Origin of the sequence: Pseudonocardia nematodicida (assembly GCF_040105385.1) — a bacterium.
Classification (GTDB): domain Bacteria; phylum Actinomycetota; class Actinomycetes; order Mycobacteriales; family Pseudonocardiaceae; genus Pseudonocardia; species Pseudonocardia nematodicida.
In genome coordinates this window covers 287,498-305,852 of sequence record NZ_JBEDNQ010000004.1, presented here as the reverse complement: position 1 = coordinate 305,852, position 18,355 = coordinate 287,498, and the positions used below count along the sequence as shown (strand labels likewise).

Sequence of the window (18,355 nt, the reverse complement as noted above, 5' to 3'; positions counted from 1 at the left end):
ACCTCGCTCAATGACGTAGACCACCAGCTGATCCGGTGGTGCGCTAACGGCGAAGGCCATCGAAGCGACTACTTGTCCGTGCAAACGATCTCCTGGCTGGAAGCCTGGTCGATCTGGTACTTGGGCCAGGAAGTACCGCCAGACTCCATCATCTGGTCACGAACCGTTCGTTGGTGGGGCCGCGTAGGTAAAGCGCTCGCCTTCGCAGGAGGTGCAACCGTCCTGCTGGACTTAATCGGACCCGACCGGCTTCGACGAACTGGGGCCAGCCTCCGAAAGACTCTTCTTGCTCAGGTAATGGAGGACGCCGGAGCAGCCGTCAAGGCGATCGTGACGGCGTTTGGACTTATACTCGTCGGTTCTATGTCGCTTGGATTCTGGCTAATGTCCAGATCGAACGGCGGACTACTGGTGTACGTGCTCCCAGGTTGGCTCATCGGCATTCTCAATGCGACATTAGGCGCGTTCATGAGCTTAATGTTCTTGTGGGGAACGATGCTAATCGTTGTTGTCATTATGAGCACCGTCGCCGACGCACTTGATCGGCCAGTGCCAGCGTATACCTTACGCTGGTTTGCAGCCTCGCTCCTACTAATCGGATTCGGACTAGACATGCTCGCGTCCTAGCGTTGCCGGAATCGCTCTATCGCCTGTAGTCCCATCGGCGTCAGTAGTCCGCTGTCAGTCAGGAAGCCTCGTTGGACCAGGCGTCGGCGCGCTCCGTCGGCGTACCGGTTGTCCGGCCGGGGCCAGCGGTCGGGATCAGTACCGGTCTGCTCTGCGTAGAGGCGGAGCAGTACTCGGAGCTGAGAGGGGGTGAGGACAGAGCGATCCACGCGAACAAGCTTGCCACCTCCAGCACCCAGAAGCGACCCCCAGAATCAATCATCAATATTGAGTATATGACGCTCGACTAAGTCTAAACGCCAGTCGTGTAACTAGTCCGAGCCGGTGACGATCATTCCGTAACCGGCCATCGGTTACGTAGCGTGTGTTCCTCGTGACCAAGATTCTCACTAAGAAACGTGCTCGGTTCCTCCGCAAATTCTGGGGCTACCTTCTCCTGCCAATCATCGGTATTGCGATCTGGTCCGTCCAGGTTGGTGCCGCGCCTATCGCGATCATGTCGGGCGTCGCGGCCCTGTACATGTTCTTTCAGGCGCCGGTGCCCTGTGGTGCCCCGATCAGGAAGCGGTACCGAGACAGCGAGCAAGAGTACTGCCGTAGGAATGCGAGGGGACTGCTCGGCGGCTGCAATCAGAACGTCCAACATAAGTGGGCAAATGCAAAGCTGCTCGCTAGTCGCAGCAAGTGGGGTGAATTCCTTCGAAACGTCATGAGTAACGGCAAGGGCGTAGCCGCCGGTGTCAGTGCCCTTGCCGCTTGCCTGTCCACCCTTATCGCGGCGGGTGCCTTATTGGTAAGCCTCGTAAACTAGCCGTTCACGGCAGCCTCCGGGCGACGTCGAACATGTCGCCCATGGTGGTTCCGAGGGATTGCATGACGTCCAGCGAGCGATACTCCGGTGCGTTGGCCCCTAGCCACCTCGTCAGGTCCCGGTGGTAGGTCACGAAGGCCTCAAACGCTGCCCACTGCCGGGCCCCAGCAGGGGCGTCGGGGTCCAGCTCCATCACCGGTGCCCGGAGAGCCTCAGGGAGTCCAGGCGGGACGCCCGGTGCAGGGTCGTCCCGTCGGCGTAGGCGATGGATCAGGGGAGCCATCAGGCACCCTTAGCGGGGTGCCAGCGGGCACGTGCGGCTGTGCGTGCTGAGTCGGTCCGGGACATCGGTCCGGACCTTCCTGCCGGAGACACGTCCGGCTCAGCGCTTAGCTTCTCCAACCGGAGGCGAGCGGCCATCGAAGCCATCTCCTGGCGGTGAAACCTCAGCTCAGTGATGAGGGGGTGTGTGACCTCCTGACCCCGGCTGCCCTTGGTTGTCATCGGCGACCCGGCCGCACGCCAAGCCGCGTTAAGCTCAGCGACCATATCGGCGAGAGACGCAATATCGTAGAGGGTGCGAGCCTCGGCGTTAGTAAGCATGTGCTGATTGGCTACATCGTAGTAATATGTAGACCCGGCAGGTCCCAAGTCTTCCGGTGTAGCCGGGGGAACGTAGTCCGTTTGGTTGTTATCGATCATTCGTTCTCTTAGTAAATCCCAGTTCTTGATGCGTCGATCCTGACTAAGGTGCCGCAATACCGCCCGGGCAGGGGACGGCCGGGGCAGGAGCTACCCCCGTACCCGCCCTGGCCCTGCCCGCTTAGCGAGAGCGGACAGCTCCGGTGTGTGGCTAAGCTAAGCCTGAATGCGTAAGCCGAATCAGCTCGAAGCTGAAGCGCTGTTGTTAACGGTACACGCGAATACCTAAGCATCAACACATTCTGCTCTAGCTGCTTACATCTTGTCGCGAATCTGAACGCGCTTGCAGCGATAGCTGCAACGAGAACAAGCTGAATCCGAAACGCTTAAGACTCTGCGCTCGTCACGCTTTCTCCGCTGCTTAACGGACCAGCCGCTGACCGTTCGGTGCGTCTGCTAGGACTACGAGCCGCGCCCGTGCCTCGGCTGGCATCACCAGGTCCAGCGTGCCACCTGCCCTTACCACGGCGGAATGTGGTGCGAAGTGGGTTAGTGCTAGCGACTTGTCCTTGTTCGAATAGCGGTGAACGAGGCTAACCGCCTCGTGGTGATTCTCTTCGGTATAGCCGGTACCTAGCGTTGCCACGATCTTGCTAGCCGACGGTCCACTACGGCCCGTTCCGGGGTCGTAGCCTAGCGGCTTAGCGACCGCTAGATATGCAGTCCAGAGGCTGCTAAGGGGTGCGACGGTGGCACGTGCGTCGGCTAGGGCCTGGGCTTCGTCAACCGACAGGTCCCCGGCCCCACGCCCGGTGAGGTCCGGGACACGAGTAATGGCGTCGGTAAACGCCGGAGAGGCATCGTTATAACGAGTGATGATCTCGGCGAGTAGATCATCGGCTACCGGGAGGAAAGCCTCGGCGAGTAGCCGGTCATGAATCTTAGTGATCGCACCCTGGACGGTTGGGCGGTCTAGCCGTGCGTAAGACAGGGCCCGGTGAAGGTCCAGGACGGCGGCGTCAAACTCCTCCTGAGTCTCGGCATTGGCGATGCCTGCCTCTGCTTCCTCGGTGGTCAGGATACGGGTGACAGTCCTCTTGGACTGCTCATGGGCCGTAGCGAGGCTATGGGGCAAGTCAATGCCAGCATTAGTAATGGCATTGATAGCACTTACGTGCTGACGGTTAATCATTGGTTTGATTTCTTACTTAGTTCCGGGCGGGAGCTTGCGACCCGAAGTAATATCGTTGAAGGTCTGCTTGTCATCCCACCTGCCATGTGTGAGCGGGTACATCATTCGCGAGAACTGGACCTCCGGCGAATCGTCCTCGGGTCGACGGGGACCAGGACCATGACCGGCCGACGGGTCGTAAGCTCGCTGTCGAACCGGTGGTCCGTCGTCCGGGTGCCCACCATGACCGGAAATCGCCTCATCGGTGGCGGAGTGCGGGGGCAACGGCTCCCCGCTAGTAAGGCGCCGCTTCAGACGTGCGGCAGCGCCGTTCTCCTGCTGCTCTCGCAGCATCTGATTAAAGTTGAGCACTTATGATTCCTTAATGGCGTCGATTATCGACGACGCCAATCGCATTAGGCGTTAGTGGAGGTCCGGCGAGGACTACTAGGGGTAGCTCCGCCTCGATAGCGGCGAGCCGAGTATGAGCACTGTCCGAAGGCAGGCACTTATGAGCCCTGCCGAAGGAGTAATAGGTGAGGCAACTTCGGTTAGGGCACTGAACACTCCCGGGAGCCCCAGCTAGCCGACACTGTTCGCAGCTAACCTGATTCCACCGTGCGAGTGGTTCCCCGCAGGCACACGGTGATGGTTCAGCGGCTCGACAGTCGTCACATCTACCCCGTCCGGGCCGGGTAGCAGTGAACTGCTGCCCGCACTGGGCGCAGTTCCGTTGGTACTTCATTCATTCCTGATTTCTCCCTCTCCTGTTGGTGATTTAAGAGTGCATGCCCGTTTGGGCCTACCCTGAGGTACCCGAGAGCAAAAAAGTCGCTCTATGTGCCTCTGCGGAGGCAGCAATGGCCCTTCTAGCGGGTCGTATGGGTGAATCCCGAGTGGCTCTGATGAGCCATCCGATCAACTCCTCGCGGTCCTGCTCGTCGAGGGTGAGCGCCAGGGCATAAACGATCTCAGCCGAGGACCGACGGCGATCTGTGCGGCACGGCATGCACCGGGTAGATAGCCCGGTCCGCGTCCTGCGGTCCTTAGTAAAGCTAGCCTGTTGCGATGTCCTGCCGCAGTCCCGGCAGCGAGCGATCACCAACACCGGTAATGGATCATTACGGTGATGGCGACGGCGTAGACGACGGTGATCATTCACCACCCTCGCGGATCGTCTCTTGATCAGTCCCGGACACGCGCGCCAGGCGGGACATGTTCTTCTCGCTCGGGAAGCCAATCCCTGACTGCCAGTTCGCAAGCGTTGCCGGAGAAACCTCTAGCCGCTTGCACTTCTCTGCACGTGTTCGCTCCTTCATCCGGGCGATTGCCCATGCCACGCCCCGGCGGAGCTTCTCGCGCTCCTCAGTATTCATTGAAACCTCTTGTTGTGGTTGACATTCTTGGGGAAATGAAAAGGGCCGCACCGGTGCCAGACGAACACCGGTACGACCCTAGGGGTGATCTATTGAGACGGATGGATGATTAAAGATCGATCAGGTCCTTAACTACCACTACTATGTCTATTAGTCCTAGTACTTACTGGTCAGCGATGGTAATCATTGGGAATCGCCGTAAGAATTCCATCAGACCAGTGTTCTAGGCGCGTTCGATCCTCATCGCAGTCCGCTAGATAGTCGGCTGCCTGACGGTGAGCCGTTGGGGACGATGTGACGTCCCCTCGGACGATTGCCTCTGCGGTCCAATACCGCTCACCGGCCGGAACCTGATCCGGCGCGAACCGGGACCAGGTAGGCCGCCTACGGCCGTCTGTAGCGCTCTCAGCGGCCCTGCGGTTACTACGCCGCTTAGCGATGCCCTGGGAGCGTTCACGGCACGACGTTGAACAGAACGACGGCCACCGACCCCGGACCGTGACAGGGAAGCGCTCGACCATGAACCACTGCTGGCAGCCGATGGCCTGACAGCAGCCTGTGAAGACCAGGAGGAGATCGCCATAACGATCTACGACACCGTTGGTCACTTTCCACCGGGTGTGGATCACATCGGCTTCCAGGCGACGGGCACGGAGCCACTCCCGGCGCTCAGCCGGAGTCTTGTCCTCCGGGACGACGTACTTGCCCTTGTTGTAATGACGTAGGTCCGGCTTTGAGACGATAACGGGGTCAGAAGTTGTACACCTATCTCCGGCCTTGTTGTGCTTACGTGGATTAAGCATGGTTCCTCTTGATGCTCAAATGGGTTAATTACTAAATGGGTCGGCTGTTCGCCAACTAGGTCGACACCACACAAGTTGCGGTACCTCCAACCAATCTTGCAGGACGGACGTGTACTCGACTTCTATGGTCTCGTAAACAGCGTCGTCCCCAAAGGGTGAACCGGATACAAGGCGGCGTTCCTCAATGAGCCGAGTCTCGCCGACTCTGTCTGAGAGCGACGCTAGAAGCTCAGCACGATCATTGGTCTCTTTATCGTGCCGATCCCGGTAGCCCTGTTCAACCGCCTCACGGTTCTTGGCCTGTTCGTCGGCGAACCTATTGGGGATCGCATCTAGCGCGGGGGTGTACATGCCGGTCCGGTGATAGACCTTGCCAACCTTGGTGAGCAGCCCCAGGTCTGCGAGCTTCCCCACCGCCTTCTCTGCGGTGGACTTCGATACCCCTAGTGTGGCCGCTGCCTGCGACGTTGTGGTCTCCGGCAGCATGTGATGAATCCATGCCGGTACGTGTCCCAACTCCAACCCCGTACGAACCACTACAAATAGATTATACCGGTATAGTTTATTTGTAGTCCTTGGTACGCATTCCAGGTTGATCCGGTACTGGTTGCCGTAGCGGCGGGTGGAGGCAACCAGCGTCATGAATCCGTTCTGGACCAGCCTCTCCCGGATCTTCCCTGCGGCTACCTGGTCAGTCATTCCAAGCTGCGAGGCCAACCACCGAGCAGAGACGTTCGGGGAGTACGCCCCCATTTCCTGGCAGCGGGCCAAGATGGCGAGGCAGGCAGCCCGCTCATTAATACCAGCCCTGCCTTTTGACCACTCATGGTCAAAAACCCACTGCACCATGCCGTCGATCTTCTCAGGAATATCGTTGCCATAGTTGAACTTGTTATCGCACCAGGCATAGACTTTCCGTGCCTTCGTCTCCAGGGACTCGGACCGATGTTCCGAGTCCAACGCTAGGGGAGACTCGTGCACCTGGGCGATGAACTCGTCTTCTGTGAGCCCTTGCCGTATCGCTTGGAAGCAAGCCGTACGCAGGGAATCAAATACCCAATTACTGCCCACCATGCTATAGCTCTGCAGAGCGTCAATCATGCTGCGTCCTGTCGCTTAGGTCATTCATTTAGTTGCGTTGTAGAGCCAAGCCCGGTAGAGGTGCTTCTCTACGTACAGGTCTTTCTCATCCTGACGGAGTGGAAGGTCCATCTTTCCTAGCATTTCTAGGACTTTCTTTCGTGGCATGTCCCACGACTTCACGATGTATTTGATGTACCAGCGGTTCTTATGGTCGTCGATAGTTTCCATATCTGGTGTCCTTTATGGCATAAGAATGACCGGTAGCCGCTAAAGGGCTACCGGCCCGTGGCTAGTTCGTTCCTCTCTGCTAGTACGGTGTTGCGGATGCGTAAGCCTGCGACCAGGTTTCCCGCCGGTGGTCGCAGTCGACCCCTGGGCAGTCCGGATACAGGTCCAGGATCGTGAACCAACACCGGTGGAACGTCATGGTCCTGTCGTCCAGGATTGTCGAGTGCTGTTCCGACCAGCAGACGGAACGGCAGTAGTCGTCAACCTCGTTGAACACCGCGTCGTACGGGTAGAGGATAACGCTGGCCCTGACTGAGAGCGCCGCGCCGTCGCCGATCGTCCTAGCGAACAGCAGGGTTCCGTGATCGGACACGATGAACTTGCGGCACCGATAGTTCTCCCACCGTGCCAGTGTCATGCCGTACAAGTACCAGTATATCCGTGAGAGCAACGTCCATCCTCCGGTTCGTTAGGGGAGCCGTTAGATAGGACGTCGCAAAGCCGAGGCGGTTCCTGGTCCATTCGAGTGCTGCTCATTCTCTATTCGCTAGCAATGGCGCGTGGCGAGTGCGTCCCTTCGTTCCTGAATCGCCGACACGGGGGACGGTACAGAGGAAATAAGCGGTGTCCAGGCACCGCTAAGCGGAGAGGGTTAACAGGGGCTTAGCGGGCTTAGTGATTAAGCAGATCGGCATGTGAGAGGTATTTACGATGTGCAACTGTCGACCGCGTCACAGTCGGTTCGTGGTGCCTGGGAGGCGGGCTTGGAACCGCTAAGGGTGGTTAAGCCGGGCTAACAGGACCTCCCACGGTCCTGCGGGTCAGAGGCGATCTCCTAGCCCGGCTCGGCGGTGCGCCGCTAACGCCCGTTCATCGGCAGCGGATGCCCCGTACCGCTCGACCATGGCGCGTGAGCGCCAGCCGGTAAGCCGCATGAGGTCTGTCTCGCCGTTGCCATCGGCGAGCCATCGGTGAGCAAACGTGTGCCGGAAGCGGTGCGGGTACAGACCGACGATCCCGGCAGCCTTGCCCCGCCGCAGTAGAACCATCCTGACCGCGTTGCCCGTCAAGGGCCCCTGAGCGCCCAGCCACAGGGCGTCGGTCGTCCCGGCCAGGCGGTGACGCCTGCGGGACCGGAGGTAGCGGCTCAGCGACTCTGCGGACCTGTCGCCGAACGGGATCACTCGGGACCGGCGTCCCTTGCCCAGCACAGTCATGGCCCGGACGGTCATGTCCACGTCGGAGATGCGGAGGTCCAAGAGCTCAGCCCTGCGAGCACCGGTGTCCAGGAACAGTCGCACCAACGCGGTGTCCCGCCGGTCATCGAACGACCGGCCCCGGCATACGTCCAGCAACCGGCTGATCTCATCGTCGGACAGGACCGGGGTCAGCTTCTCGGGCACGGCCGGGGGCGACAGCCGACGAAACGGCGACTCGTCGATCTCCTCTTCTACGTCGGCCAGCCACCGGAACCACTGCTGCAACGATCGGTAGTGCTGGTTGACGTAGGCGGGGGACAGGCGGCGCCCCGCGTGGTTGCCGGACGGCCGGTCCGCCATCCATGCGAGGTACCGGGTGATCTCGCGGTGCGTGACCTCCTCCGGGGTCACCTCCGGCCCCAGGAACTCCACCAAGGAGTGAGCGGCGCCCAGGTAGATGCTGATCGTCCGCTCGGACTTCCCGGCCGCTTGTAGATGTTGCTGCCACAGGGGCAGGAACTCCGTTAAGGTGTCTTCCATCCGTGCACTCGCCTCCGTTGATAGCGAGAGCCTGACCCGAGTAGATCCGCAGGTGGCGAGACAAGTTGATCATCTCGCCTTGAAAGCGAGCGTGCCGAAAGGCACCGGGGGTTCGAATCCCCCCGCTTCCGCCAGGTCGGGGCGGTCCCCGAGAGGTGATCGGGGGAAACCCCGGTCTCCCGAACCGATCCCGTCCCTATCGTCGGTCCGGTGACTGCAGACGATCGCCAGGACGGCCCGGTCGCTCCCCGCGATCTCCGGGTCTCGCACGCCGAACGGGACCATGTCGCGGCGCTGCTCGACCGGCATCACGCCGAAGGCCGGCTCGACGGCGCCGAGCTCGCCGAACGTCTCGCGCGGGTGTCGGCGGCGGTCACGCGCGCCGACCTGAACCGGACCGTCGCCGACCTGCCCGGTGCGCTCGAGACCGTCCCGACCCGGGACGTGCTCGAACTGACGAACATCGGCGGGAACCTGCGCCGCTGGGGCGAGTGGCTCGTGCCGCCGCGGGTGATCGTGCGGTCCCGGTTCGGCAACGCCCACCTCGACATGCGGCGCGCCCGGTTCGTGACCGGCGAGGTGCTGATCGAGTCGGACCTGACGTTCGGGAACCTCGACGTGCGGCTGCCGAAGGGGGCCACGGTCGATGTCACCGATGCGCGCACGAAGGTGGGCATGGTCCGAGACAAACGGGGCGCGTCGGCGAAGCGCGGCGATCCCCACGTCATCGTGGTCGGCGGGGTGCAGTGGGGGAACGTCACCGTCCGATGAGAGCTATGACGCACGCCACATTCTCGGCGGAATCCGACGATCGGGACGTCCTCGCGGGGGTCGGCACTGACGTATCCGTGGGAGGAGCCGAAGATGAGCGAGAGTGCCCGCGCCGAGGTCGTCCGCAGGTTCGCGGCCGCATTCGCCACCTGTGACGTCGACGCGATCGTCGACTCGGTGGACGACGGCGTCGTCTGGGAGCTGAACGGCCGCAAGGTCGGCGAGTCCAGCACGGCGTTCGCCGAACAGATGCGTACCGACCTCTCGGCGGGCAGCGCCGAGGTGACGATCGAGCAACTGATCGAGGACGGCGACACGGTCGTCGCGCTCAACCGGGGGCGGTTCGTACCGCACGACGGCGGGGAGGCAGCGCAGTTCGTGTCCGCCGAGGTGTACACCTTCGCCGGCGACACGATCACCCGCATCCGGACCTACCAATCGCTCGGGTGAGCGGGCGGGACGCCCGGATCGTCACCGTGCGGACCCGGCGGCTCGTACTGGAGCCCCTCACCGTCGAGCACGCCCGGGAGGCGGTGGACCTGCTGAGCGCGCCGTCGCTGCACGAGTTCATCGGTGGCGAGCCGCCGACCCTGCGCGACCTCGTCGAGCGGTATGGCCGCCAGAGCGTCGGACACTCGCCGGACGGCACCGAACGCCGGCTCAACTGGATGCTGCGGCACCGCACGGACGGGTTCCTGGTCGGCACGGTGCAGGCGACCGTGCGGGACGACGACCGCGCCGACATCGCGTGGGTCGTCGGCGAGCCCCATCAGCGGCGCGGGTACGGCACCGAGGCCGCGAGCGCCATGACCTCGTGGCTGTTCGCCACCGGGGTCGTCGAGGTCGCCGCGATGATCCATCCGGGGAACCGCCCGTCCGAGGCGCTCGCGCGCACGCTCGGACTGGTGCCGACCGACCGCACCGTCGACGGCGAGCGGGTGTGGTCCGCTACGACAGCGCGACCAGCAGCGCCAGGACCGACAGGACGAGCGGGACCGGGGTCATGACGCGACGCTCGCCGGGCGACGGGGAGATCGCGTTCTGGCTCCACCGATGATTCCGCGTTCCGGGCCGAGTCGCCTCTGGTGACCGCCCAGCCAGGAGGACCTGACGTGATCATCGTTGCCGGACACCTGATCGTCGATCCCGCGAAACGGGACGCGTACCTGAGCACCTGCACCGAGGCCGTCCGCGCGGCCCGGTCGGCGCCGGGCTGCCTCGACTTCTCGCTCACTCCCGATCTGCTCGACGACTCCCGGGTGAACGTGTTCGAGCGGTGGGAGTCCCCGCAGCATGTCGCGGCGTTCCGTGGCGAGGGGCCGGGTGAGGATCAACAGGCGGCGCTGCGTGGCGGCTCCGTCGCGGAGTACGACGTCGGGGGCACGCGCCCACTGCTCGGTGGATGAGCACGGCGATGTCGGTGATGTGCAATCGCGGGAAGCGCGATGTCAGTGAACTGGCCGTTGTGTGACATCGCGAGGACTGTCGGTCCCGGCTGACACCATCCCCGCCATGACCGCCCGCACGATCCCCCCGATGACCGCCGACCCCGTCACGACGCTGTCCGCCTGGCTCGACTTCTACCGCGCCACCCTGATCGCCAAGTGCGACGGCCTCACCGACGATCAGCTGTGCACGGCGTCGGTGCGGCCGTCGTCGCTGACGCTGCTCGGCCTGGTCCGGCACCTCGCCGCCGTCGAACGGCACTGGTTCCGGGAGGTGCTCGCCGGCGAGGACGTCCCGCCGCTGCACGGGCGCGAGGCCGGCACCGGGCACGACGGCGGGATCGTCCTCGACGGCACCGGCTTCGCCGAGGCCCGCACCACCTGGGACGACGAGGTGGCGCGGGCCCGCGCGATCTGCGCGGCCGCGGCGCCGGACGCGGTGGGGAGCCTCGACGGCAACGAGGTCTCGCTGTGCTGGGTGCTCACCCACGTGACCGCCGAGTACGCCCGGCACGCCGGGCACGCCGACCTGATCCGGGAGCGGATCGACGGCCGCACCGGCGTATGAGCCGCGATCACGCCGCCGTCAGGGCCGTGGAGGCGGTCATGACGGTCGCGACGATCCCCATCGCGACGGCCGGCAGGTACGGGTTGCGCGTCGCCCGGTACACCACCCGGGAGAGGACGGTGGCGATGGGCACGATCGCGAGCACGTTGATGACGACGTTGAGCGGCGTGAAGACGGCGAATCCCACGCTGTCCAGCGGCGTGTTCCCGGTGGCGACGAAGTAGCCGAGCGCCAGGACGAGCAGCAGGATCGCACCCAGGGTGTTGAAGAACGCCAGCACCGCGACGTCGATCCATTCCCGGCCGCTGATCCGCACATGGTTGAACACGTTCGTGGCGATCGAGAGGGCGACAGAGAAGGCGAGGAAGAAGGGGAGGTACTTGACCGCCTCGAGCGCCGTGTCGGCTCCGAAGGCGTGGAAGTTCAGGATCGTCCAGACGTGGAGACCGGTGCCGAACAGGTGATGCACGAGAAGGACGACGACATACATGCACACCGGCGCGAATACGCCGAGCGCCAGCGTCCGCCACGTCGCGCCGTTCGTGAGCACGACGCCCTGCTCCCGCAGATCGAGACCACGGTCCCTGGCGTATCGGCGGTAGTTGAGGAACAGGACGAGGAACGTGAAAAGGGCGACGAGCAGTGACCACGACGCCAGGGCGAACGATGCGGTCTGGCGGAAGAATCCCGGCGCGAGCGCACTGGCGATCCAGAAGACGGGGACGAAGGTGCCCATCGCGAAGACCGCCGTCGCCGACAGGCCTCCCCAGAGCCAGATCCTGCCCCTCCGGTCGACGGCTCTGGGGGTCACCGGCCCGTCCGCCCGGAGGGTGCCGAACCCCCTCGTCCGGAGTACGGCGAGGACGACGCCGGTCATGAACACGAAGAGGCCGGCGATGCCGATGGCGCTGAAGAACGTCTTCCACAGCCAGATCTGATCGTCCGGACCCAGCGGGTCGGGGGCCGGAAGGGATGCCTGGAAGAACTCGATGCCGTCACCGGCCACCCCCGGCGACAGCAGGCTCCAGGGGTGCAGGATCGGCCGGTCGTAGAGGACCCGGATGACCTCCTCGCCGCCGACGTCCTCCCGGTGGAGCGTGTGGCTGTCCCGGAATTCGAGCCCGGCAGGGTTCCTGCCGAAGTGCAGGAAGGACTGGGCGACGTCTTGGTGCAGGAAATCCCGGGGTGCGCTGACCGTGCCGTCCTCGAGTACGACGCGGTGGAACGTCACGTCGTACTGCGCGGCGGCGACCCCGACGTCCCGTCCGCCGTAGATGTCGACGTAGTCCCGGTTCGACTCGGGGATGAACGACGCGATCGCCTGACCCTCGACCATCACGGGGTCGTTGACCACGTAGAGCGCGGAGGAGATCAGCGGCCGCTCGGCCTCGTCGTCCAGTGCGACGGCCTCACTGACGGCGAAGGCGCCGTTCGAGTTCCCGGTGATCCCGATGCCGGCCCGGTCGACGTGGGGCAACGCGGCCACGTACTGCACGCCGTCGTAGAGACCACGGTATGCGGACTCGTCGTCGACGGTGTCGGAGTTCCCGTGCCCGTACATGTCGATGGAATGGACCACGTATCCGCGGCGGGCCAGCTCGATGTAGTGCTGAGCCGGGTACTCGCTGTTGAGGCTCCCGCCGTGCGCGATCACGACGGCCGGTGCCGGGGTGTCGGCCGTCGCGTTCTCCGGGACGAAGAGCTGGCCCGCCTGCCGGTGGCCTTCGGGCGTCTCCCACGTCGTCCGGCTGACGGTGACCGAGCCTCCCACGGTCTTGATCAGACCGGCGCCGAGCCCGCCGATGAGGCAGAGGATCAGCCCGACGACCAGCATCGACACGGGGTTCGTCGACACGGCGTTCGTCGACACGGGGTTCGTCGATGCTGTGTTCCGCACCGACAGGGCCTGACCGCCGGCGGATTCCCGCGACGTCCTTCCGGGCATGCTCGTGTCCTCGTCGTTCTCGGTCGCTGCCGCGGTCGGCCCGGTGTGCCTCGTTCACGCAGGTCGGATCGGTCGGTCGGCGGGCCCGGTCGGCGGGCCGGCCTGATTCGACGGTATGCCGCAGGCACACGGTCAAGATTGACCCGTGATGATCACCGGAACGGGGGAGCCGTGAGCTGCGTGAGCGGCGTGCGGGTGTGAGGGTCGCCGGGTGCCGGGACCGGCGGGGAGCCGTATGCGACGTCAGCTGTCGACGAGTGCTGCGAGCCGGTCCAGCGAGGCCCGCAGACGTTCGGCGGTGGTGTCCCGGGCCCGGGGCAGCCGGTTCTCGTCGGTGAGCCGCGACCAGTCGTAGGTGTGGGTGACCAGCGTGCGCGTCCCGTCGACCGGTTCCAGCTCCCAGCGCCAGAGGTGACCCGGGGGTCGCTTGCCGGGCTCGGACGGCAACCAGGCGATCAGCCGGCCCTCGACGAACTCGGTGACCCGGTTCTCCCGATCCGATCCCATGGTCAGGGTGGTGGTGAAGACGTCGCCGACCCGGCGGACGCGCTGGCCGGGCGCGGCCTCGGCGAGGTTGTCGTTGCCGTCCCACCGGGGCTGCTGCGCCGGGTCGGCGATCAGCTCGAAGATCCGGTCCGGGGTCGCGGGAATCTCCCGGCTGCTGGAGACGACGGTCGGCTCGGCCACCGACACAGTCAACCACCGTCGCGCAGGCTCCGGCGCCACTACGCTGCCCCGATGATCGACCGCATCGCATGGGCGACCGTCGCCGTCGCCGACCAGGACGTCATGCGCGGCTTCTTCGTCGACGTCCTCGGGTTCGAGGTCCGGACCGACACCGAGATGTGGCCGGGCGCCCGCTGGCTCGAGGTCGCCCCACCGGGGGCCGAGACCGGCCTCGTGCTGAGCGGCGCCGCCGACTTCGGGCGCGAGCCGGACACGCAGTACCCGATCGGCCTGGTCGCGCGGGACCTGTCCACCGTGGTCGACGCCGCTCGCACGCGGGGCCTCACCGCGACCGATCCGGAGTCGCAGGGCTGGGGCACGTTCGTCCGGGTCACCGACCCGGAGGGCCGGGACCTGCTGGTGCGGGCAGCGGACTGAGGCCCAGCACGCCGACGATCGGGTTCTCGGCCTGGAAGAACACCGCGCCGAAGTAGGCGGCGGCCGCGGTGCCGTAGATGAAGAAGTCGTAGCTCTCCACCGCCGTCCCGATCATCGACGCCATCGAGACCTTCTTCGGATCGTCCTTGCGGGCGTCGGTGCCTGCGGGCGTGGACATGGACCTGCTCCTGTCGGGGAAGGGGAGGAAGGGTCAGTAGGTCTCGACGACGCGGGAGTCGTCGCGGTCGAGCAGGCCGGCCTCGGCCGCACGCAGGTAGCGCTCGCGGGCGAGGTCGAGCAGGGGAGCGTCGGCGCCCGCCGCGGCGGCGGCGTCGGCGACGAGGCCGGAGTCCTTGACGAAGATGCCGATCGTGCTGGTGACCTCGACGTCGGTGCCCTGCAGCATCCGCGGGCCCCGGTCCGAGAGCATCCAGGACCCTGCCGCGCCGGTCTCGATCAGCGAGAGCACCTCGGCGCGGTCGAGTCCCAGCCGTCCGGCCAGCGCGAGCGCCTCGGCCGCGGCGACGATGTGCACCGAGCACAGGTGCTGGTTGACCACCTTGATCGCCTGACCGGCGCCCGGGTCGTCGCCGACCTCACGGATCGTGCCCAGGCACTCCAGGACCGGGGTGACCGTCGCAATGGCGTCCTCCGGGCCGGAGGCGAACAGGGTCAGCTCGCCGGTCCGCGCCCGGGCGACACCGCCGGTGACCGGCACGTCCAGCACGGTCGCGCCGGCATCGGTGAGCCGGGCCGCGGCGGCCCGGACGGCGTCCGGACCCACCGTGCTCATCACGACCCAGTGCTTCCCGGCGACCTGTGCCGCGGGAGTCGCGCTCACCAGCGTCCCGAGCTGGTCGCCGGTCGCGACCATCACGACCACGACGTCGGCGTCGCCGGCGGAGGAGAGGTCGGGCACCACGGTGAGCCCCGCGCCCGCGGCGCGCTCGGCTGCGCCGGGCGACGGGTCGACGCCGGTCACCTGGTGGCCGGCGGCGAGCAGGCGGGAGGCCATCGGCAGCCCGATGGCCCCGACGCCGACGAAAGCGACACGCATGGGACTCGTTCCCTCTTCTCGGTACGGCAAGGACGGGGTCGCCGGGGCGACCCCTGCGGGGTGTGGATCCGGTGGGGCGTCAGGGCTCGCCGACGAGCGAGGACCAGACCTCGAAGTGCCGGCGCATCGCGATCCGTGCGCCGTCGGCGTCGCGCTCGCTGATCGCCTCGACGATCCCGTAGTGCACGGTGTCGATCACCCGGGTCTGCCCGGGCTCCAGCGGGGTCCGCTCGACCGCCCGTCGGCGGCGTTCCACGACCTCGTCGCGCAGGGCGTGGCTCAGACCGTCGTGCACGATCGAGAAGATCGGGTTGTCGACGACCCGGAACAGCCGCCGGTGGAACTCCAGGTCGGTCTCGACGGCGGCCGCCCCGTCGTTCGCCGCGCTCTCGGCGACCATCCGGTCCACCAGGGCGCGGAGGTCGTCGACGTCGTCGGCGGTGGCCCGCCGCGCCCCCGCCTCCGCGACCGACAGCTCGAGCATCTCCCGGGCGGAGCGGAACTGGCCGCCGTCGAGATGACCGAGCTGCTGGGCGAGGTCGAAGTAGAGCCGGATGAAGCCGGCGTCCGGGGTCTGCAGGTAGGAGCCGCGGCCCTGGGCCCGCTCCAGGAAGCCGAGCATCTCCAGCATCGAGAGCTGCTCGCGCAGCGAGCCGCGGCTGACGTCGAGGGTCGCGACGAGCTCGCGCTCGGTGGGCAGGCGCAGCCGGCCGCTACCGGGCTCGCGGGTCGCGGCCGCGGCGAGCTGCTGCACCAGGTGCGACAGGTCGACGCCCATCGAACGGACCTCCTCGTCTCCGTTGCCCTGGCGGGAGATTGGTCGAACCAGAGCGATCGAGACAGTAGGGCCAGGCCTCGTCGCGGTCAATGAATTGGTTCGACCTTCTTCGTTCACGCTGCAAGAGGGGCGTGGTTCACGGTCGTCGCTGTCGTTGACAGCGGAGCGCTCCGCGGCCTACCTTCCCGGTATTGGTTAAACCAATCCTGCGGAGTCGCCGGTGGTGCGATGTGACCGGTGCGCAGGACGTGCATCGACACGATCGACACCGGAGGTGGCCCCACCCATGACCTCGCCAGTGACCAGCCCGCCCGACACCCAGGCGGACCGGGTGCGCGCGGCAGCCACCCGGATCCGCCGGCACGCACTGACCATGGGTGAGGTGCAGGGCCAGGGCTACATCGGCCAGGCACTCGGGGCGGCCGACGTGCTGGCCGCGTTCTACGCGCGCGAGGGCGGCGAGCTCCGGCTGCGCCCCGAGGACCCGGAGTGGGACGACCGCGACCGCTTCCTGCTCTCGATCGGGCACTACGCGATCGCGCTCTACGCCGCGCTGGCCGAGGCGGGCACGATCGCGGTCGACGAGCTCGGGACCTACGGGTCGGACGACTCGCGGCTGCCGATGTCGGGCATGGCGTCCTACACCCCCGGGATGGAGATCTCCGGCGGGTCCCTGGGGCACGGCCTCGGCGTCGCCTGCGGCATGGCGATGGGCCTGCGCCACCGCGGGAACTCCGCGCGGGTGATCAACCTGCTCTCCGACGGCGAGCTCGACGAGGGCTCCACCTGGGAGGCCGCCCTGGCCGGGGCGCACCACGAGCTGTCCAACCTGGTCGCGGTCGTCGACGTCAACGGCCTGCAGGCAGACGGCCCGACGCCCGGCGTGCTGCGGACCGAGCCGGTCACCGACAAGTGGCGGGCGTTCGGCTGGCACGCGGTGCGGGTGGACGGCAACGACGTCGACGCGCTGCTCGCCGGGCTCGACGAGATCCGCGAGCACACCGCCGGCCCGTCTGTCCTGATCTGCGACACCCGGACCGGCCGCGGCGTGCCGTTCCTGGAGACCCGGGAGAAGGCGCACTTCATGCCGGTCGCCGAGCACGAGTGGGCGGCCGCCCGCGCCGCCCTGGAGGAGCAGCAGTGAGCACGCCGACGACCAAGCGCCTCACCACCTCGGCGATGATCGCCTCGTTCGCCGATCCCGACCAGCGCACCATCACCGCGCCGTTCGGGCACGCGTTGAACGCGGTCGCCGAGCAGCGACCGGAGATCGTCGGGCTGTCGGCCGATCTGGCGAAGTACACCGACATGCACGTCTTCCGGGACGCCAACCCGGACCGGTTCTTCCAGATGGGCATGGCCGAGCAGGCGATGCTCGGCGCGGCCGCCGGGATGGCCGAGGTGGGCCTGGTCCCGTTCGCGTCGACCTACTCGGTGTTCGCGACGCGCCGCGCCTACGACTTCCTGTGCCTGGACATCGCCGAGCCCGGGCTCAACGTCAACGTCGTCGGCGCCCTGCCCGGGCTGACCACCGGCTACGGGCCCAGCCACCAGGCGACCGAGGACCTGGCGATCCTGCGGGGCTGCCCGAACCTGACGATCGTCGACCCGTGCGACGCGATCGACATCGAACAGGCCGTGCCGCAGCTCGCGGCGCACGCCGGGCCGACCTACCTGCGGCTGCTGCGCGGCAAGGTGCCCGCGGTGCTCGACGAGTACGGCTACACCTTCGAGCTCGGCAAGGCCACGGAGCTTCGCGGCGGGCGCGACGTCCTGTTCGTCTCGACCGGCCTGATGACGATGCGCGCGCTGCAGGCCGCGGCCCGGCTGGAGGCCGACAGGATCGACGCCGCCGTCCTGCACGTGCCGACGATCAAGCCGCTGGACACCGAGACGATCCTGGCCCAGCTGCGGACCGACCGGCTCGTCGTGACCTGCGAGAACCACACCGTCGTCGGTGGGCTGTCCGAGGCGGTCGCCGCGGCGGCCGGGTACGCCGGGATCTCCACCCGGATCCGGACGGCCGCGCTGCCCGACGAGTTCCTCGCCGCCGGGGCGCTGCCGACCCTCCACGACCGCTACGGGCTCTCGACCGACGCGCTCGTCGAGCAGGTGCGGACGTCGCTGTAGCGCGGCCCCGAGGCGTGATCCCGGGACGGGCTCAGGGGGAACCCTGAGTGCCGGCCGGGGATCCCGGGCATCCTGGA

18 protein-coding genes are annotated in these 18,355 nt (G+C 66.1%); 9 read left to right on the top strand and 9 right to left on the bottom strand.

Features of this window, described 5'->3' with window-relative positions; all coding sequences use genetic code 11:
• The first annotated feature begins 1,000 nt into the window (after positions 1-1,000).
• The gene (locus WIS52_RS11840) at positions 1,001-1,438 is read left to right on the top strand and encodes a hypothetical protein (RefSeq protein WP_349298229.1); all 438 of its coding nucleotides are present in this window, start codon (positions 1,001-1,003) and stop codon (positions 1,436-1,438) included.
• 282 nt (positions 1,439-1,720) lie between these two features.
• Here the strand turns inward: WIS52_RS11840 and WIS52_RS31690 are convergent, their stop codons facing one another.
• From WIS52_RS31690 to WIS52_RS11825, 4 genes are all read right to left on the bottom strand, one after another.
• Positions 1,721-2,041, bottom strand: a complete 321-nt coding sequence (locus tag WIS52_RS31690) for a hypothetical protein (RefSeq protein WP_432422473.1) — start codon at positions 2,039-2,041, stop codon at positions 1,721-1,723.
• 3,413 nt (positions 2,042-5,454) lie between these two features.
• Positions 5,455-6,531, bottom strand: a complete 1,077-nt coding sequence (locus WIS52_RS11835) for a hypothetical protein (protein ID WP_349298228.1) — start codon at positions 6,529-6,531, stop codon at positions 5,455-5,457.
• A 289-nt stretch (positions 6,532-6,820) separates the two neighbouring features.
• Entirely contained in the window at positions 6,821-7,159 is a 339-nt protein-coding gene (locus tag WIS52_RS11830; protein WP_349298227.1) for a hypothetical protein, read from the bottom strand.
• A gap of 403 nt (positions 7,160-7,562) precedes the next feature.
• Positions 7,563-8,480, bottom strand: coding sequence for a tyrosine-type recombinase/integrase (locus WIS52_RS11825; RefSeq protein ID WP_349298226.1), 918 nt, complete (start codon positions 8,478-8,480; stop codon positions 7,563-7,565).
• Positions 8,481-8,690: 210 nt separating this feature from the next.
• Between WIS52_RS11825 and WIS52_RS11820 the strand changes: the two genes are divergently transcribed.
• The 5 genes from WIS52_RS11820 to WIS52_RS11800 all read left to right on the top strand — a co-directional run bounded on the left by WIS52_RS11820 (position 8,691) and on the right by WIS52_RS11800 (position 11,264).
• Positions 8,691-9,251 carry a DUF1707 SHOCT-like domain-containing protein gene (locus WIS52_RS11820; protein ID WP_349298225.1) on the top strand — a complete coding sequence of 187 codons (561 nt, stop codon included), beginning with the start codon at positions 8,691-8,693 and terminating at the stop codon, positions 9,249-9,251.
• 93 nt (positions 9,252-9,344) lie between these two features.
• Positions 9,345-9,701 carry a nuclear transport factor 2 family protein gene (locus WIS52_RS11815; RefSeq protein ID WP_349298224.1) on the top strand — a complete coding sequence of 119 codons (357 nt, stop codon included), beginning with the start codon at positions 9,345-9,347 and terminating at the stop codon, positions 9,699-9,701.
• Positions 9,698-10,258: a GNAT family N-acetyltransferase gene (locus WIS52_RS11810; RefSeq protein WP_349298223.1), complete on the top strand. Its 561-nt coding sequence runs from the start codon at positions 9,698-9,700 to the stop codon at positions 10,256-10,258. Before WIS52_RS11815 ends, WIS52_RS11810 begins: the two co-directional genes overlap by 4 nt.
• A 105-nt stretch (positions 10,259-10,363) precedes the next feature.
• Positions 10,364-10,657, top strand: a complete 294-nt coding sequence (locus WIS52_RS11805) for a putative quinol monooxygenase (protein WP_349298222.1) — start codon at positions 10,364-10,366, stop codon at positions 10,655-10,657.
• A gap of 130 nt (positions 10,658-10,787) precedes the next feature.
• Positions 10,788-11,264: a DinB family protein gene (locus tag WIS52_RS11800; RefSeq protein WP_349298221.1), complete on the top strand. Its 477-nt coding sequence runs from the start codon at positions 10,788-10,790 to the stop codon at positions 11,262-11,264.
• Positions 11,265-11,271: 7 nt separating this feature from the next.
• On the opposite strand, the gene WIS52_RS11795 is transcribed toward WIS52_RS11800, so the two are convergent.
• Together WIS52_RS11795 and WIS52_RS11790 are read right to left on the bottom strand one after the other, a co-directional pair.
• Complete coding sequence (locus tag WIS52_RS11795) at positions 11,272-13,119, bottom strand: alpha/beta hydrolase family protein (RefSeq protein ID WP_349298220.1); 1,848 nt, start codon at positions 13,117-13,119, stop codon at positions 11,272-11,274.
• Positions 13,120-13,452: 333 nt separating this feature from the next.
• A complete protein-coding gene (locus WIS52_RS11790; protein ID WP_349298219.1) occupies positions 13,453-13,896 on the bottom strand; it encodes an SRPBCC family protein in 444 nt (147 codons plus the stop codon).
• A gap of 51 nt (positions 13,897-13,947) precedes the next feature.
• On the opposite strand from WIS52_RS11790, the gene WIS52_RS11785 reads away from it, so the two are divergent.
• Positions 13,948-14,313, top strand: coding sequence for a VOC family protein (locus tag WIS52_RS11785; RefSeq protein ID WP_349298218.1), 366 nt, complete (start codon positions 13,948-13,950; stop codon positions 14,311-14,313).
• Here WIS52_RS11785 and WIS52_RS11780 read toward each other — a convergent pair.
• The 3 genes from WIS52_RS11780 to WIS52_RS11770 all read right to left on the bottom strand — a co-directional run bounded on the left by WIS52_RS11780 (position 14,267) and on the right by WIS52_RS11770 (position 16,148).
• The gene (locus tag WIS52_RS11780; protein ID WP_349298217.1) at positions 14,267-14,491 is read right to left on the bottom strand and encodes a hypothetical protein; all 225 of its coding nucleotides are present in this window, start codon (positions 14,489-14,491) and stop codon (positions 14,267-14,269) included. The genes WIS52_RS11785 and WIS52_RS11780 overlap by 47 nt on opposite strands.
• A gap of 33 nt (positions 14,492-14,524) precedes the next feature.
• Positions 14,525-15,370, bottom strand: a complete 846-nt coding sequence (locus tag WIS52_RS11775) for an NAD(P)-dependent oxidoreductase (protein WP_349298216.1) — start codon at positions 15,368-15,370, stop codon at positions 14,525-14,527.
• A gap of 79 nt (positions 15,371-15,449) precedes the next feature.
• A complete protein-coding gene (locus WIS52_RS11770) occupies positions 15,450-16,148 on the bottom strand; it encodes a FadR/GntR family transcriptional regulator (RefSeq protein ID WP_349298215.1) in 699 nt (232 codons plus the stop codon).
• A 286-nt stretch (positions 16,149-16,434) separates the two neighbouring features.
• Between WIS52_RS11770 and WIS52_RS11765 the strand changes: the two genes are divergently transcribed.
• Positions 16,435-17,292: a transketolase gene (locus tag WIS52_RS11765; RefSeq protein ID WP_349298214.1), complete on the top strand. Its 858-nt coding sequence runs from the start codon at positions 16,435-16,437 to the stop codon at positions 17,290-17,292.
• On the top strand, positions 17,289-18,278 hold the full coding sequence (locus tag WIS52_RS11760) for a transketolase family protein (RefSeq protein ID WP_379610562.1): 990 nt from the start codon (positions 17,289-17,291) through the stop codon (positions 18,276-18,278). The genes WIS52_RS11765 and WIS52_RS11760 overlap by 4 nt, the downstream gene beginning before the upstream one ends.
• Positions 18,279-18,355 lie beyond the last annotated feature (77 nt).

Excerpts from the sequence above, each read along its gene's own strand:
- WIS52_RS31690 (WP_432422473.1), bottom strand. The coding sequence starts at position 2,041 with ATGCTTACTAACGCCGAGGCTCGCACCCTCTACGATATTGCGTCTCTC.
- WIS52_RS11835 (WP_349298228.1), bottom strand. The coding sequence starts at position 6,531 with ATGATTGACGCTCTGCAGAGCTATAGCATGGTGGGCAGTAATTGGGTA.
- WIS52_RS11830 (WP_349298227.1), bottom strand. The coding sequence starts at position 7,159 with ATGACACTGGCACGGTGGGAGAACTATCGGTGCCGCAAGTTCATCGTG.
- WIS52_RS11825 (WP_349298226.1), bottom strand. The coding sequence starts at position 8,480 with ATGGAAGACACCTTAACGGAGTTCCTGCCCCTGTGGCAGCAACATCTA.
- WIS52_RS11815 (WP_349298224.1), top strand. The coding sequence starts at position 9,345 with ATGAGCGAGAGTGCCCGCGCCGAGGTCGTCCGCAGGTTCGCGGCCGCA.
- WIS52_RS11800 (WP_349298221.1), top strand. The coding sequence starts at position 10,788 with ATGACCGCCGACCCCGTCACGACGCTGTCCGCCTGGCTCGACTTCTAC.
- WIS52_RS11785 (WP_349298218.1), top strand. The coding sequence starts at position 13,948 with ATGATCGACCGCATCGCATGGGCGACCGTCGCCGTCGCCGACCAGGAC.
- WIS52_RS11780 (WP_349298217.1), bottom strand. The coding sequence starts at position 14,491 with ATGTCCACGCCCGCAGGCACCGACGCCCGCAAGGACGATCCGAAGAAG.
- WIS52_RS11775 (WP_349298216.1), bottom strand. The coding sequence starts at position 15,370 with ATGCGTGTCGCTTTCGTCGGCGTCGGGGCCATCGGGCTGCCGATGGCC.
- WIS52_RS11770 (WP_349298215.1), bottom strand. The coding sequence starts at position 16,148 with ATGGGCGTCGACCTGTCGCACCTGGTGCAGCAGCTCGCCGCGGCCGCG.
- WIS52_RS11765 (WP_349298214.1), top strand. The coding sequence starts at position 16,435 with ATGACCTCGCCAGTGACCAGCCCGCCCGACACCCAGGCGGACCGGGTG.